The organism is Burkholderia sp. MSMB1072, assembly GCF_001524725.1.
GTDB lineage: Bacteria > Pseudomonadota > Gammaproteobacteria > Burkholderiales > Burkholderiaceae > Burkholderia.
Map to the genome: position 1 here is coordinate 215,034 of NZ_LOYC01000009.1, position 14,667 is coordinate 229,700.

The window sequence follows — 14,667 nt, forward strand, 5'->3', positions numbered from 1 at the left end:
AATTCATGAACCCGCCATCGTCCCCTCCCGACACGCTCCCGCTGGCCGGCCTCGCCGGCGAACTCCGTATCTCGGTCGGCAAGCTGATGCGGCGGATGCGCGAGCAGACCCATCCGAACGACCTCACGTCCTCGCAGAAATCGGTGTTGCTGCGGCTCGATCGCGACGGCCCGGCGACCGTGTCGGCGCTCGCGCGTGCCGAAAGCGTGCGCCCGCAGTCGATGCGCGTGACGGTCGCGACGCTCGAGGCGCTCGGCGCGGTCGCCGGCGCGCCCGATCCCCGCGACGGCCGGCAGACGCTGATCGCGCTCACGCCCGGTTTCCGCAAGGTGCTGCAAGCGAATCGCGCGGCCAAGGACGACTGGCTGTTTCGCGCGCTGCACGCGCAACTGTCGGCGGCGGAACAGGCCGAGCTGGCGGCGGCCGTGAAGCTGTTGCAGCGGCTCGCCGAATTCCAGGACCCGGCGCGTCCATGAACCGTATCGGCCCGCTCGCCGAAAGGATGGCCTGTCCATGAACCTCCTGCATCTCGTGTCGTACTTCTTCGGCGGCGCGTTTCTCGCGAACGCCGTACCGCATCTCGTCAGCGGGCTGCGCGGCGAGCCGTTCCAGACGCCGTTCGCGCATCCGCCCGGGCGGGGGCTGTCGTCGTCCACCGTGAACGTGGTGTGGGGCGTCGTGAACCTCGTCATTGCTTATGCGCTGGTGTGTCGGGTCGGCGATTTCGACTTGAAGGTCACGGCCGACGCGGCGGCGTTCGGGCTCGGCATCCTGGTGCTGGGGCTGATTCTCGCGCGGCACTTCGGCGCATTGCACGGCGGCAACGCGCCCGACCGGGAGCGGCGATGAGCGTGCCGGCCGCGGGCGTGTTCCGCTCGCTTCGCAGCTTCAACTATCGCGTGTGGGCGATCGGCTCGCTGGTGTCGAACATCGGCACGTGGATCCAGCGTACCGCGCAGGACTGGCTCGTCCTCACGCAGCTCACGCATCACGACGCGTCGGCGGTCGGCACGGTGATGGCGCTGCAGTTCGGGCCGCAACTGCTGCTGTTGCCGTGGACCGGCTACGCGGCCGACCGCTACGACCAGCGCAAGTTGCTGATGGCGACGCAGGCGCTGATGGGCGCACTGGCGCTCTTGCTCGGCGTGCTGACGGTTACCGGCGCGGTGCGGCTCGAGCACGTGTACGTGTTCGCGTTCCTGTTCGGCTGCGCATCGGCGTTCGACGCGCCGGTGCGGCAGACCTTCGTCGCCGAACTGGTCGGCGACCGCGAACTCGCGAACGCGGTGGCGCTCAATTCGACGTCGTTCAACGCCGCGCGGATGGTCGGTCCGGCGGCGGCGGGCTTCCTGATCGCATCGGTCGGCACCGGCTGGGCGTTTCTCGCGAACGGGCTCAGTTTCTTCGCGGTACTGGCGTCGCTGTCGCGGCTTCGGGAAGACGAACTGCGTGCGAACGTGCGGGCAAACCGCTCGCGCAGCAGCCTGCTCGACGGGTTCCGTTACGTGTGGCGCCGGCCGGACCTGACGGCGATTCTCGCGATGCTGTTCCTGATCGGCACGTTCGGGCTCAATTTCCAGCTGTACATTTCGACGATGGCCGCCAGCGTGTTCCACGTCGATGCGCGCGGGTTCGGTTTCCTGTCGTCGATGATGGCGGTGGGCACGATCTCGGGCGCACTGCTCGCCGCGCGCCGCGAGCAGCCGCGGTTCCGCCATCTGTGGATCGGCGCGACGCTGTTCGGGCTCGGCTGCACGTTCGCCGCGCTGGCGCCCGGTTACTGGTCGTTCGCCGCCGCGCTGGTGCTGACCGGGATCGCCGCGATCACCTTCATGAATTCGACCAACAGCCTGATGCAATTGTCCACCGAGCCGGCGATGCGCGGCCGCGTGATGGCGCTGCGCCTCGCGGTCGCGCTCGGCGGCACGCCGATCGGCGCGCCGGTGGCCGGCTGGGTCGCGAACCATCTCGGCCCGCGCTGGGCGCTCGGGGTCGGTGCGGCGTCCGGTTTTGCGGCGGCGCTCGTCGCGACCCATTTCGTCGCACGCAAGCGGGCGCCGCCGCGCGCGGGCGACGGCGCGGCCTGATCGAACCGAACGCCGCCGCTATGCCGCCGGCCGCGTTGCCGCATGCGCGGCGTCGAGGCACGACTGGAACAGCAGCGCGGCCCGCGACGGCTGCGGCGAGCGTCGCAGCAAGCTCACGAACCGGCACCGGTAATTGAACCGGTGCGGCGCGATCGGCTGCATCAGCCCCTTGCTTTCGAAACTTTCCGCGTAGTGATCGGGCAGGAAGCCGAGATAGCGGCCGGACAGAATCAGCGTCGCGATCGACTCCTGATCCGACGCGGTCGCGCTGCGCGTGAGCTTCGCGCGATGGCTCAGCTCCATGTTCGGCGAATGGAAGCCGAGCCCCGCGAACGCATGGTTGCGGATCGTCGTCCACGTGAGCTTGCCGTGCGGCGCATCGAAGAGCGGATGCTGGCGGCCGCAGTACAGCAGCATCCGTTCGTCGAACAACGCCGAATAGACGAGGCTGCCCGAGTTGCGGTGCACGGGAATGATCCCGATCTGATAGCTGCCGTCGATCACCCCGCGCTCGACCTCGTTGATCGACGCGACGTGCAGGTTCAGCGCGACGTCGGGCGCTTCGTCGGCGAACTGGCGGATCGCGTCGCCGAGCCGGGCATTCGCGTTGGTGGCCGTCTTGTCGAACACCGCGATGTGGAGTTCTCCGCCCATCTTGTCGTGAATGCCGTCGATCCTGCTGCGAAAAGCTTCCATCGAAGCGAGCAGCCGCAGCGTCTCCTCGTACACCGTCTGGCCCTCGGGCGTCAGCGTGAAGCCCGCGCGGCCGCGCCGGCACAGCACGAGGCCAAGCCGCGTTTCCAGATCCTTCACGTGCCGGCTGATCGTCGAGATGCCGATATTCAGTTCCAGTTCGGCGGCCGCCATCCCGCCGCACTGCACGACGCCCTTGAAGACCCGCAGCAGGCGCAGATCCATGTCGCTGAGCTGCCCGAGCAGCGCGCGGCTCTTCGGTTTCTTTGCTTGCATGATCGAGCAAGTGAACATTGATATTGCGATATTCAAAAGACTAATTGTCGTCCCGACAATGTGCAACATCATCACGAGGAGGAGGGGCGCGCCGCGCCGACCGACATGACCGACATCACCACCGTCCAGCACGACGACACGAATCTCCGCACCGACGCCGCGTGGCTCGATGCGCACTGGATGCCGTTCACGGCCAACCGCCAGTTCAAGGCCGATCCGCGCATGATCGTGTCCGGCAAGGGCGCGTATTACACCGACGGCGAAGGCCGCAAGATCTTCGACGGCCTGTCGGGGCTCTGGTGCACGGGCCTCGGTCACGGCCGCACGGAAATCGTCGAAGCCGTGAGCCGCCAGGCCGCGCAGCTCGACTACGCGCCGGCGTTCCAGTTCGGCCATCCGAAATCGTTCGAGCTCGCCAACAAGATCAAGGAACTGACGCCGGCCGGCCTCGACTACGTGTTCTTCACGGGCTCGGGCTCGGAAGCGGCCGACACGTCGCTGAAGCTGGCCCGCGCGTACTGGCGCGCGAAGGGCAAGGGCACGAAAACGCGCCTGATCGGCCGCGAGAAGGGTTACCACGGCGTGAATTTCGGCGGCATCTCGGTCGGCGGGATCGGGCCGAACCGCAAGCTGTTCGGTCAGGGCATCGACGCCGATTTCCTGCCGCATACGCAACTGGCCGAGAACAAGTTTTCGCGCGGCATGCCCGAGCACGGCGCCGAGCTGGCCGACCGGCTGCTCGAGCTGATCGCGCTGCACGACGCATCGAACATCGCGGCCGTGATCGTCGAGCCGTTCTCGGGTTCGGCGGGCGTGGTCGTGCCGCCGAAGGGCTATCTGAAGCGCCTGCGCGAGATCTGTACCGCGCACGACATCCTGCTGATCTTCGACGAGGTCATCACGGGCTTCGGCCGCGCCGGCGCGATGACGGGCGCCGACGCATTCGGCGTGGTGCCGGACATCATGAACTTCGCGAAGCAGGTGACGAACGGCGCGCAGCCGCTCGGCGGCGTGATCGCGACGAAGGAGATCTACGACACGTTCATGGCCGCGGGCGGCCCCGAGTATATGCTCGAGTTCCCGCACGGCTACACGTATTCGGCGCATCCGGTCGCATGCGCGGCCGGCGTCGCGGCGCTCGACCTGCTGGTGAAGGAAGACGCGGTGGCGCGCGTGCGCGATCTCGCGCCGCATTTCGAGGCGGCCGTGCACGGGCTGAAGGGCCAGCGCCACGTCGCGGACATCCGCAACTACGGGCTGGCCGCCGGCCTGACGATCGCCGCGTTGCCGGGCGAGCCGGCACGGCGCCCGTACGAGATCGCGATGCGCTGCTGGGCGAAGGGCTTCTACGTGCGCTACGGCGGCGACACGATCCAGCTCGCGCCGCCGTTCATCGCCGAGAAGCGCGAGATCGACAACCTGGTCAACGCGCTGTCCGACGCACTGAACGAAGTGGACTGAGCCCATGCTCGTTCCAAGCGACAACCGAATTCACGAAAGAGCCTGAACGATGAAACACGACAGCAATGTGACCTCCACCGTCGGCCACCTGATCGACGGCAAGCGCGTCGACGGCGGCAGCCGCGTCCAGCCGGTGTTCGACCCGGCGACCGGCGAATCGCACAAGAGCGTCGCGCTCGCCGACAAGCTGACCGTCGAAGCCGCGATCGCGTCCGCGCAGGCCGCGTTCCCGGCGTGGCGCAACACGCCGCCGCTGAAGCGCGCCCGCGTGATGAGCCGCTTCAAGACGCTGCTCGAGGAGCACGCGGAAGAACTCTGCGCGCTGATCACGGCCGAGCACGGCAAGGTGCTCGCCGACGCGATGGGCGAGTTGCAGCGCGGGATCGAGAACGTCGAATACGCGACCTATGTGCCCGAACTGCTGAAGGGCGAGCACAGCAAGAACGTCGGCCCCGCGATCGATTCGTGGAGCGAGTTCCAGGCGCTCGGCGTCGCGGCCGGCATCACGCCGTTCAACTTCCCGGTGATGGTGCCGCTGTGGATGTGGCCGATGGCCGTCGCGTGCGGCAACACGTTCGTGCTGAAGCCGTCCGAGCGTACGCCGTCGTCGACGCTGCGCATGGCCGAGCTCGCGCTCGAAGCCGGCCTGCCGCCGGGCGTGCTGAACGTCGTGAACGGCGACAAGGAAGCGGTCGACACGATCCTGACCGATCCGCGCGTGAAGGCCGTGAGCTTCGTCGGCTCGACGCCGATCGCCGAATACATCTATTCGACCGGCTGCGCGCACGGCAAGCGCGTGCAGGCGCTCGGCGGCGCGAAGAACTTCGCGGTCGTGATGCCGGATGCCGACATCGGCAACGCGGTGAATGCGCTGATGGGCGCGGCGTACGGCTCGTGCGGCGAGCGCTGCATGGCGATTCCGCTGGTCGTCGCGATCGGCGACGAAACGGGCGACAAGGTTGTCGCGGGGCTGAAGGCCGAGATCGAGAAGATGAGGGTCGGGCCGGGCAACGGCGCGGGCGTCGACATGGGGCCGCTCGTCACGCAGCAGCATTTCGAGAAGGTGACGGGTTTCGTCGAAGCGGGCGTGGCGGCGGGCGCGACGCTCGTGGTCGACGGTCGCGGCGTGAAGGTCGACGGCCATGATGGCGGCTACTACCTCGGCCCGTGCCTGTTCGACAACGTGAAGCCCGGCATGCCGATCTACCAGCACGAGATCTTCGGGCCGGTGCTCGGCGTGATCCGGCTGAAGTCGCTCGACGAGGCCATGGCGCTGATCGACGCGCACGAATACGGCAACGGCACGTGCCTGTTCACGCGCGACGGCGAGGCCGCACGGTATTTCAGCGACAACATCCAGATCGGCATGGTCGGCATCAACGTGCCGCTGCCGGTGCCGGTCGCGTACCACTCGTTCGGCGGCTGGAAGCGTTCGCTGTTCGGCGACCTGCATGCATACGGCCCGGATGCCGTGCGGTTCTATACGAAGCGCAAGACGATCACGCAGCGCTGGCCGTCGGCCGGCGTGCGCGAAGGGACGGTGTTCAGCTTCCCGTCGAATCGCTGACGCGACGCGTGCACCGGTTGCATGCAGCCGGCGCGGCGTGCGAGGCCGCCGAGGCCCGCCTCGATCGACGATCGGGGCGGGCTTTTTTTACGTCCGGGCGATATGCGCGGAACGCGGCGAAAGAAGGCTTACGGCGCGACCACGTGCCACACGTTCTTGAAGTTGTCGCCGTTGCGCTCGCCCTGTTTCATGTCCTTCGAGAAGAAGTACAGCGGCTTGCCCTTGTACGCCCATTGCGGGCTGCCGTCGTCGCGCTTGACGATCGTGTAGGGCCCGACCGGCACGTCGGTCGCGCTGGCCTTGTACGGCGGCCAGAGGGTTTCGCATGGGCCCGTACAGGCGCTGGTGCCGGCGTTGGGCTTGTCCTTGTCGAACGTGTAGACGGTCATCCCGTTGGCGGCGACGAGCGCGCCGTTTTCTTCCTTCGTGATGGATCCCTGGGCCGTGGCCGAAGCTGACGCAATGGCGAGCAGGGCGGAGCTGACGAGCAGCGCGGCTTTCATGAGTGCCTCCTGATGGTCCGGTGGGCGGCCGCGATCGCGCACGGGCGAGCGTGCGCCGGAATCGCGATGAATGGTGCCGGAGCACGGCGCCGTCGCCGACCGCCCGCCCGCGCGAGCGATGCCGGGGCGAATGGCGACAAACGGGGCGCCTTATTCACGATAGGCGGTTTTTGGCGGCGCTGCGAGAAGATCGGGGGGCATATCGGCGGCACGCAGGCCTCGCGCGACGGCGCGACGATCGTCGAGGTGCCGGGGTATTCGGCATCCGTCCCCGAGCCAGCGCCGCGCGTGCGTTGCGGGGGCAACGACCCCGATACGGGTTTGCGTGGATGACATCGCGCGCATTCCGCCGGAATATCTTCGTCAGCGCGAGCCGGGCTCGCGCCGAGCCTTCCGGGAGGTAACGACGATGCTTCAGGAGCCAGGCAATGTTGCGCGCGCCAGCTATCGCGCGTATGTCGACAAGGACCGCGGCGCGATCGAAGCGCTGATCGCGCCGGATTTCCATTTCACGAGCCCGCTCGACAACCGGCTCGACCGCGATGCGTATCTCGCACGCTGCTGGCCGAACAGCGCGATGCTCGCCGGTTTCGAATTCGTCGACGTCGCCGTGCACGGCGAATACGTGTTCGTCGTGTACGAAGCCGTCACGACCGCCGGCAGGCGGTTCCGCAACGCCGAACGGTTGCGCATGCGCGATGGCCGGATCATCGAGGCCGAAGTGTATTTCGGCTGGTACGTGCCGCATCCGGCGCCAGATGGCGGATTCATCGAATCGGGCAGGTGAACGCAGTCGCGCGGCGCGAAGCTGACGTTTTGCCGTCGCGCGCCGCCCGCGAAGGGCCGCCCGCCGGGGTGTGTCAACCGCGGCCATCCCGTTGCCGTTGTCGTGTCATCCAACCACGCGGGAGCGATCGATGCGCAAGTTGCTGACGGCGATGTTACTGGGTTGTGCCTCCGCGATCGCCGGTGCGCAGACCGTCGTCCACTTCCCGTCGACCGACGGCCCGACGACGATGCTCGACGGCTATCTGTTTCCTGCGCCCGGCGCCGGCCGCCATCCGGCGCTCGTGTTTCTGCACGGCTGCGGGGGGATGTTCGCCAAGTCCGGCAAGATCTACGCGCGCGATCGCGACTGGGCCGAACGCTTCAACGCGGCCGGCGTCACCGTGCTCGAAGTCGACAGCTTCACGCCGCGCGGTCACGGCGAGATGTGCGCGCCCGCGCATTTCGTCGGCGACATCTATCGGGCGCGGCCGTTCGACGCGTATGGCGCGCTGCGGTATCTGCAGACGCTCGACACCGTGCAACCCGACCGGATCGGCGTACTCGGCTGGTCGCAGGGCGGCGGCACGGTGCTGAACGCGATCCGGGCGTCCAGCCCGGCCCGGCCGGCATCGCTGCCGGACGGCGACTTCCGCGCGGCCGTCGCGTTCTATCCGGCCAGTTGCAACACGACCGCGCAGGGGCCCGCCTGGCAGAGCCCCGTGCCGCTGCTCGTACTGATCGGCGAGGGCGACGTGTGGACGCCGTACGCCGCCTGCAAAACGCTGTTCGATTCGGTCGCGCCGGGCACGGACGCGACTTTCCATGCGTATCCGGGTGCGTATCACGATTTCGACTGGCCGAACATGCCGGTGCACGCGATCGCGTCGTTCACGACGCGCGCCGGCGTCGTGCCGATTACAGGCACGGAGCCGGCCGCACGCGCGGACGCACAGCAGCGTGTCGCCAATTTCATCGGCGCCAAGCTGCTCGGCCACTAGGCCGTCGGCGGCGACGTATGGCGTGTGCCGGCGTGCGTTCCGCTCAACCGGCTGCGTCGTCCTCGCCCAGCGCCTGGATGAACCGCGAAAACAGCTCCGGCTGCGACGCGATCCCGAGCTTCGCGTAAAGGTGCCGCCGATGCACCTTCACCGTTTCGGGTGAGATCGCGAGCCGCTCGGCGATCGCCTTCGACGAATTGCCGCGCAGCACCATGCGTGCGATCGCCATCTCGCGATCGGTCAGCACCCCCGCGCCGAAGCGGGCGAGCGCTTGCTCGACGCGCACGCCGAGGCCCGCGTCGGGCGTCGCGCGTGCGGCGTCGCCCACCAGTCGCCAATGCTGCCGGATCGCCGCGATCACCCACGGCATCGCGGCCGTCAGCTTGCCGAGCGGCTCGACGTCGAAGCGCGTGGATGCACCGAGCGACAGCGACAGCAGCGTGTCGGCATTCGGCCGCACGAGAATCTGAATCTCGTCGTCGCCGACCGCGTCGCGGAAATAGCTCAGGAAATACTCGCTCTGCCGGAACAGGTCGGGTGCGACTTCCTCGAGCCGGTAGCAGCCGTCGGCGAGCCCGTCGTGCGCGGCCTGCAGGAACGGATCGAGCAGATATAACCCATTCAGGTAAAGCGGCACCGGCGACGCGGCGTCGGTGCCGCCCGTGTCGTATTCGTCGAGCACGAGCGGCACGCCGTCGCGGCCGATCGCGGTCGCGAGCGCGTTGTCGAACGGCGTCATTTCGTTGAGCAGCAGCACGAGGAACCGCCAGAAGCGCGGCTGGCCGAGATGATCGATTGCGCGGCCAAGCGCCTGGTGCATCGCGATTTCGGAAAAGAGACGATCCATACCACCACCGGAAGGGCGTAACACGAAGGGGGAATAGCGGTCCTGAAATTGGCTTCCTAGACTGCCATGCAATCAATCGGGCCCGAGTATGGGTGTTCAAAAATACGCAGGATAGGAGCGACAGGAGAACGAAATGGCGATGATGTCGGAATCGACGGGCAGCCTGCAAGCGGCGCCTGCAACGGAAGACGCGCCGCGCGCGTTGTCGCAGACGCTCAGTGTGCGCGACGCGGTGATGATCACCGTGTCGGGCGTGACGCCGGCCAGCTCGATCTTCGTGATCGCGCCGTTCGCGATCCAGCAGGCCGGCAGCGGCGCGGTGCTGTCGTTCGTGCTCGGCGGCGTGCTCGCGCTCGCGTTCGCGCTCTGCTATGCGGAACTCAGCGCCGCGCACCGCAGCGCGGGCGGCGAATACGTGATGGCCAAGCGCGTGTTCGGCACGCTGCCCGGCTACCTGACCTTCATCACGGTGCTGTCCGTCAGCGTGTTCATCCCGGCCGTGCTCGCGAGCGGCGCCGCGCCGTACCTGAACAACGCGCTCGGCACGCACTTCGGCAACCAGTCGGTCGCGCTGACGATCGTGCTGCTCAGCTATCTGCTCGGCATGCTGAACATCAAGACGAACGCATGGATCACCGGTGCGTTCCTGGTCGTCGAAATCGGCGTGCTGATGCTGATCGCGGGGCTCGGTTTCGGGTCGCCGCACCGCGGCGCCGACGTGCTGATCGCACCGGTCGTCGCGAGCGGCAATACGCTCGTGCCGGCGACGCTCGCGGCCATCGTGCCCGCGATCGGCACCGCGATCTTCTGCTACAACGGCTTCGGTTCGGCAGCCTATCTCGCGGAAGACCTGCGTGGCGGGAACCGCAACGTCGCGAAAGCGGTGATCTATTCGCTGCTCGTGATCCTCGCCGTCGAACTGGTTCCGCTCACCGCGATCGTGCTGGGTGCGCCGTCGCTGACCGAACTGACGAAGAGCGCCGATCCGATCGGCTACGTCGTGCGCTCGCTGAGCAATCCGGCCGTGTCGCGCGTGGTCAGCGGCGGGATCTTCCTGTCGGTGTTCAACGCGATCATCGCGATCGTGATCACGATGGGCCGCCTGCTGTACAGCAGCGGCCGGCATGCGCTCTGGTCGCGCACCTGCAACCGCGCGTTCTCGACGATTCATCCGCGCCTCGAATCGCCGTGGCTCGCGACGATCGCGCTCGCGATACCGTCGGCCGGGCTCGTGTTCGTGTCGAGCCTCGACGAGTTGACCGCGTTCACGGTCGACTTGCTGCTGCTGATCTATCTCGTCGTCGGGCTGGCCGCGCTCGCGAGCCGGTTCGTGCGCCGCGACGTCGAGCATCACTACCGGATGCCGCTGTGGCCCGCGACGCCGCTCGTCGCGGTGGCGGGCGCCGCGTATACGCTGGTCACGACGTTGGCGACGGCGACGAAGCCGACCGACCTGATCATCATCGCGGGGCTGCTGGTCGCGGCGCTCGTGATGTACGTGGCCTGGGCGCGCCACAGCGAAGCGTTCCGCGCGCTCTGAGCACCGGATCGACACCTTGTACCATCGACACACCGAACCATTGAAAGACGGGAGGAATCGCATCATGCGCACGAGGGATCTCGGCATCCGTATCGGACTCGGCACGCCGGGCCGCTTCAACGCGATCACTGACGTGCCGGGCGTGCGGGTCGGACATTGCACGCTGAGCGTCGAGAACGGCGACGCGTCGGTCCGCACCGGCGTCACCGTCATCGAGCCGCGCGCGGGCGCCGCGCACGATTCGCCGTGCTTCGCGGGCGTGCACGTGCTGAACGGCAACGGCGACGCGACCGGGCTCGAATGGATCCGCGAAGCGGGCCTGCTGACGACGCCGATCGCCTACACGAACACGCACAGCGTCGGTACCGTGCGCGACGCGCTCGTCGCGAACGAACGCGAAGCGGCGGCCGGCCGCGTGTACTGGTGCATGCCGGTCGTGATGGAAACCTACGACGGACTGCTGAACGACATCTGGGGGCAGCACGTGAACGCCGCCCACGTCCGGCGCGCGCTGGCTGCCGCCCAGACGGGGCCGGTTGCCGAAGGCAGCGTGGGCGGCGGCACGGGCATGATCTGCCACGAGTTCAAGGGCGGCATCGGCACCGCGTCGCGCGTGCTGGCGAGCGACGCGGGCGGCTGGACCGTCGGCGCGCTCGTGCAGGCGAACTACGGCGTGCGCGAGATGCTGCGCGTGGCCGGCTACCCGGTCGGCGAAGTGCTGCGGCACGTGCATTCGCCGTTCCGCGACGCAGAGGCGAAGGGCGAAGCCGGCATGGGTTCGATCGTCGTCACGATCGCGACCGACGCACCGTTGCTGCCGCATCAATGCACGCGTCTCGCGCAGCGCGCGAGCGTCGGGCTCGCCCGCGTGGGCGGCGGCACCGAGGATTCGAGCGGCGACATCTTCGTTGCATTCGCAACCGGTAACGACGGCTTGCCGGCCGCGAACTACGGCAGCAAGGGCACGCCGACCGCCGACGTGCGGATGGTCAACAACGACCATATTTCCGCGCTGTTCGTCGCGGCCGCGGAAGCGGTGGAGGAGGCGATCGTGAATGCGCTGGTCGCGGGCGGCGACGTCGAGTCGCGCGGGGCGCGGGTCGAAGGGATCGGGCAGGCGCGCTTGCTGGATGCGTTGCGCGAAGTGGGCTGGCGGCCGGGGCGCGGCGCCTGAAACGGCAAGCGCCGCTTCAATCGAAGCGGCGGGGAGCAGGGCGGCGATGCGGCGATCGGCCCGGCCGCCGTCCGCCCGCGCACGTCATACGTGCGGTGCGGGCGATGCGGGCCTGGCCGTGACGACGCGGCGTCACGCTCAACTGCCGAAGTAGATGTTGCAGAAGCTGACGGGGCCGACGCAGGCGTTCGGGTCTTCCTGCTTCGATTGCGCACGATCGACGCGGCCGGCGGCCTTGATCGCCTCGGCGCGGTTCGCCTGTTGCGGTGCGGCGTCTGCCGGCGCCGGCTGCGCGTGGGCGATGGCAGCGGTGAGCGACAGGGCAACGAGGGCGAGGTGCAGCGGCTTCATTTTGTTTCTCCTGGGTGAGTGCCAGTCTCGCTGGCAGTGAGGAAACTATAGGCTCGCACTGCTTGAAGATTAATCGCCGTGGCTGGAGAGCTTATTTCCATCCGGAACAACGATCCCGTTGCGCGCGCATCGAACTTCAACGACGATGCCGATTGAACGGCGCGTCCTTGTCGAGCAGCGCGCTGCGCATGAAGTGCAGGCAGCCGACGATTCGCTGCATGTTGCGACGCGCGTCGGGCACTGCGTACCACGCCTGCAGCGCATGCTGCGCCGCGCGGATCGCGAGATTCACGGATTTCAGCGTGCGTGCATGGCGAGCGGGCGTCGGATCGTCGAAGAAGCGCGGCAGTTCGCGCAGCACCGTATCGATCGAACCGGTCCAGCGCAGCGTCTGCGGCGGTTTCGATGCACGGAACGCATGCAGCTCGTCGCGCAGGTCGATGACCGCGTGGCCGACTTCGAGCGTCGACAGCATCCAGCGCAGCGCATCGCGATGCTGCCGCGTGCGGCGTACCAGCAGCGTACGCAGTTGCGCCATCAGGTCGTGCGTGCTCGACTGGAAGCGTTGCGCGAGGCCGTCCGGTGCGCCTTCGCACGCCAGCGTGACCTGGCGGCGCAAGTCATGCGCGATCCGGCCGGTGAGCCACGGCATATGCGTCGGGAACACGACGGCGAACACGAGCGCGCACGCGAGCATCGCGACGACGATCGCCAGCCCGTTGTTGATCAGCACTTCAGGCGTATACGCGATCGCGTTGTCGGGGCCTGCGAGCAGGCAGAAGAACACCGCGAAGCCGATTCCATAGCCGGACAGCCCGGGCCGCATCGCGAGAAACGCGCCGAGGCCCAGCACCGGCGCAAGCGCCGCGCACAGCAGCGGAAAGCCGTCGATATTCGGATAGACGTAGCACAGGAACAGGTAACCGACCGCGGTCGCGCACGCTGCGCCGATCCCCATCTGCGCGACGAACTTCGGCGCGCGCGGCGAGGTCGAGCTAAGCGCGCATGCGATCGCGGTGGCGATCACCGCGAGCGAGCCGCTCGGCCATTCGGACGCGATCCAGAACGCGCTCATCGCACCGACGGCGACCACCGTGCGCAGGAACGCGAAACCGACGAAGAACACGTTGGTTTTCACCGCGTAATGGGTGACCGAGCGCTCGAACGCATGATCGTCCTGGTCGAGCGACGCGTACGTGTCGACGTAGCCGAGGTATTCGCCGACGAACCGGTACAGCAGCTCGATCGCGGTATCGAAGTCGAGCAGGCCGCCCGCCGCATGGTCTTCGATCACCCGCCGCGACGCACGCGCGGCCTTCGGCAACGCACCGTGAAAGCGGCGCAGTTCGAGCAATGCGCCGGTCGCCGATGCGAGGCCGCGCCGGCGTTCGTCTCGCAACGCGGCGAAGCGCGACGCGAGCGCGTCGACGTGCGGCGCCAGTGCATCGAGCACCGCGTCCGAGCGATTCGCGCGCAGCCGTTTGACGAGCTGATGCAGCGCATGCAGCCGCGTGCACGCGTTCATGAACTCGCTGTTCAGCCGCGCAAGCCGGCGGCTGCGCGCGCGAATGTGCGGATCCTCGAACGACGCGAACGCGCGGTTGGCTTCGAAGCCGACGATGTCGTCGACGAAATCGGCGAAGCGTCGCTCGAAATCGCCGCGCGCGACGTCGCCTGACAGCGCGCCGGCGGCGAACGCGGCAAATGTCGCATGGCGCGCGCTCAACGAACGCATCAGCGCCTTCGCGGAGCTCAACGGCAGGATCAGCGCGCTGACCGCGCCCGAGCATGCGATGCCGAGTGCGACTTCCGCGGCACGCGTGAGCGCGGACTGGAACAGCGTCTGCGGCGTCATCACGGCCGGCAGGCCGATCAGCGCGGCCGTGTAGCCGGCGAGCACGAAGCCGTACCAGCGGAAATGGCGGTTGCGCACCGCGAGTGCGATGCAGCCGCCGATCCACAGCGTGATGCCGGCCATGTACAGCTCGGACTGCTGCGCGAACAGCCCGCCGAGCGCGAGCGCGCCGACGAGGCCGGCCGCCGTGCCGAGCACGCGATAGAAACTCTTCGCGAACACCATGCCCGATAGCGGCTGCATCAGCACGAACACGGTGGTCATCGCGGTGCGCGGCTGCGACATCTCCAGACGCATCGCGATGCCCATCGCCAGCAGCGCCGCGAGTACGGTTTTCGCGAGGTGCAGCCAGATCAGCCCGTCGGTCGCGGCCCAGTCGCGCGCCGCATTGCCGAGCGGGTCGAGCCATGCGCTCCATCGTGCCGGTTCGATGGAAGGTCGCTCGATCGCAGGTTGTGGCTTCATGAAAAGAGGGGGCCGGCGCGGTGCCGCGGCGCGTCCGAACGGCCCGTTCGACTGGGGAGGCGCCGATTGTAGGAGGGCGGCG

At 68.0% G+C, this 14,667-nt stretch carries 14 protein-coding genes; 9 read left to right on the forward strand and 5 right to left on the reverse strand.

The features are described 5' to 3' along the window. Positions 1-5: 5 nt before the first annotated feature. Genes WS89_RS03010 through WS89_RS03020 form a run of 3 tightly spaced genes read left to right on the forward strand, consistent with a single transcriptional unit; the run spans position 6 to position 2,087 of the window. The gene (locus WS89_RS03010) at positions 6-476 is read left to right on the forward strand and encodes a MarR family winged helix-turn-helix transcriptional regulator (protein ID WP_059505153.1); all 471 of its coding nucleotides are present in this window, start codon (positions 6-8) and stop codon (positions 474-476) included. Positions 477-513: 37 nt separating this feature from the next. After that, positions 514-849, forward strand: coding sequence for a hypothetical protein (locus WS89_RS03015; protein WP_059789447.1), 336 nt, complete (start codon positions 514-516; stop codon positions 847-849). Beyond that, on the forward strand, positions 846-2,087 hold the full coding sequence (locus tag WS89_RS03020; RefSeq protein ID WP_059789448.1) for an MFS transporter: 1,242 nt from the start codon (positions 846-848) through the stop codon (positions 2,085-2,087). The genes WS89_RS03015 and WS89_RS03020 overlap by 4 nt, the downstream gene beginning before the upstream one ends. An 18-nt stretch (positions 2,088-2,105) precedes the next feature. On the opposite strand, the gene WS89_RS03025 is transcribed toward WS89_RS03020, so the two are convergent. Beyond that, positions 2,106-3,056: a LysR family transcriptional regulator gene (locus WS89_RS03025; RefSeq protein WP_059505491.1), complete on the reverse strand. Its 951-nt coding sequence runs from the start codon at positions 3,054-3,056 to the stop codon at positions 2,106-2,108. A gap of 105 nt (positions 3,057-3,161) precedes the next feature. On the opposite strand from WS89_RS03025, the gene WS89_RS03030 reads away from it, so the two are divergent. Both WS89_RS03030 and WS89_RS03035 read left to right on the forward strand, forming a co-directional pair. Continuing rightward, the gene (locus tag WS89_RS03030) at positions 3,162-4,517 is read left to right on the forward strand and encodes an aspartate aminotransferase family protein (RefSeq protein ID WP_059789719.1); all 1,356 of its coding nucleotides are present in this window, start codon (positions 3,162-3,164) and stop codon (positions 4,515-4,517) included. Between the two features lie 49 nt (positions 4,518-4,566). Next, complete coding sequence (locus WS89_RS03035; protein ID WP_059789449.1) at positions 4,567-6,084, forward strand: CoA-acylating methylmalonate-semialdehyde dehydrogenase; 1,518 nt, start codon at positions 4,567-4,569, stop codon at positions 6,082-6,084. A gap of 128 nt (positions 6,085-6,212) precedes the next feature. Here the strand turns inward: WS89_RS03035 and WS89_RS03040 are convergent, their stop codons facing one another. Continuing rightward, positions 6,213-6,587, reverse strand: a complete 375-nt coding sequence (locus tag WS89_RS03040) for a COG4315 family predicted lipoprotein (protein WP_027782957.1) — start codon at positions 6,585-6,587, stop codon at positions 6,213-6,215. Positions 6,588-6,996: 409 nt separating this feature from the next. Between WS89_RS03040 and WS89_RS03045 the strand changes: the two genes are divergently transcribed. Beyond that, positions 6,997-7,374 carry a nuclear transport factor 2 family protein gene (locus WS89_RS03045; protein WP_059505161.1) on the forward strand — a complete coding sequence of 126 codons (378 nt, stop codon included), beginning with the start codon at positions 6,997-6,999 and terminating at the stop codon, positions 7,372-7,374. Between the two features lie 130 nt (positions 7,375-7,504). Further along, complete coding sequence (locus WS89_RS03050) at positions 7,505-8,353, forward strand: dienelactone hydrolase family protein (protein WP_059505163.1); 849 nt, start codon at positions 7,505-7,507, stop codon at positions 8,351-8,353. 43 nt (positions 8,354-8,396) lie between these two features. Here the strand turns inward: WS89_RS03050 and WS89_RS03055 are convergent, their stop codons facing one another. Next, a complete protein-coding gene (locus WS89_RS03055; protein ID WP_059505165.1) occupies positions 8,397-9,200 on the reverse strand; it encodes a helix-turn-helix transcriptional regulator in 804 nt (267 codons plus the stop codon). 133 nt (positions 9,201-9,333) lie between these two features. Here WS89_RS03055 and WS89_RS03060 point away from each other — a divergent pair, with 133 nt between their 5' ends. Together WS89_RS03060 and WS89_RS03065 are read left to right on the forward strand one after the other, a co-directional pair. Beyond that, positions 9,334-10,740, forward strand: a complete 1,407-nt coding sequence (locus WS89_RS03060) for an APC family permease (protein ID WP_059789450.1) — start codon at positions 9,334-9,336, stop codon at positions 10,738-10,740. Positions 10,741-10,804: 64 nt separating this feature from the next. Next, a complete protein-coding gene (locus tag WS89_RS03065; protein ID WP_059789451.1) occupies positions 10,805-11,914 on the forward strand; it encodes a DmpA family aminopeptidase in 1,110 nt (369 codons plus the stop codon). A gap of 138 nt (positions 11,915-12,052) precedes the next feature. Here the strand turns inward: WS89_RS03065 and WS89_RS03070 are convergent, their stop codons facing one another. Then, positions 12,053-12,265, reverse strand: coding sequence for a hypothetical protein (locus tag WS89_RS03070; RefSeq protein WP_059505170.1), 213 nt, complete (start codon positions 12,263-12,265; stop codon positions 12,053-12,055). 136 nt (positions 12,266-12,401) lie between these two features. Further along, a complete protein-coding gene (locus WS89_RS03075) occupies positions 12,402-14,585 on the reverse strand; it encodes an FUSC family protein (RefSeq protein WP_059789452.1) in 2,184 nt (727 codons plus the stop codon). Positions 14,586-14,667 lie beyond the last annotated feature (82 nt).

Bases quoted from the DNA above. Each gene is read 5' to 3' on its own strand.
- WS89_RS03010 (WP_059505153.1), top strand. From the start codon at position 6: ATGAACCCGCCATCGTCCCCTCCCGACACGCTCCCGCTGGCCGGCCTC.
- WS89_RS03015 (WP_059789447.1), top strand. From the start codon at position 514: ATGAACCTCCTGCATCTCGTGTCGTACTTCTTCGGCGGCGCGTTTCTC.
- WS89_RS03020 (WP_059789448.1), top strand. From the start codon at position 846: ATGAGCGTGCCGGCCGCGGGCGTGTTCCGCTCGCTTCGCAGCTTCAAC.
- WS89_RS03025 (WP_059505491.1), bottom strand. From the start codon at position 3,056: ATGCAAGCAAAGAAACCGAAGAGCCGCGCGCTGCTCGGGCAGCTCAGC.
- WS89_RS03030 (WP_059789719.1), top strand. From the start codon at position 3,162: ATGACCGACATCACCACCGTCCAGCACGACGACACGAATCTCCGCACC.
- WS89_RS03035 (WP_059789449.1), top strand. From the start codon at position 4,567: ATGAAACACGACAGCAATGTGACCTCCACCGTCGGCCACCTGATCGAC.
- WS89_RS03040 (WP_027782957.1), bottom strand. From the start codon at position 6,587: ATGAAAGCCGCGCTGCTCGTCAGCTCCGCCCTGCTCGCCATTGCGTCA.
- WS89_RS03045 (WP_059505161.1), top strand. From the start codon at position 6,997: ATGCTTCAGGAGCCAGGCAATGTTGCGCGCGCCAGCTATCGCGCGTAT.
- WS89_RS03050 (WP_059505163.1), top strand. From the start codon at position 7,505: ATGCGCAAGTTGCTGACGGCGATGTTACTGGGTTGTGCCTCCGCGATC.
- WS89_RS03055 (WP_059505165.1), bottom strand. From the start codon at position 9,200: ATGGATCGTCTCTTTTCCGAAATCGCGATGCACCAGGCGCTTGGCCGC.
- WS89_RS03060 (WP_059789450.1), top strand. From the start codon at position 9,334: ATGGCGATGATGTCGGAATCGACGGGCAGCCTGCAAGCGGCGCCTGCA.
- WS89_RS03065 (WP_059789451.1), top strand. From the start codon at position 10,805: ATGCGCACGAGGGATCTCGGCATCCGTATCGGACTCGGCACGCCGGGC.
- WS89_RS03070 (WP_059505170.1), bottom strand. From the start codon at position 12,265: ATGAAGCCGCTGCACCTCGCCCTCGTTGCCCTGTCGCTCACCGCTGCC.
- WS89_RS03075 (WP_059789452.1), bottom strand. From the start codon at position 14,585: ATGAAGCCACAACCTGCGATCGAGCGACCTTCCATCGAACCGGCACGA.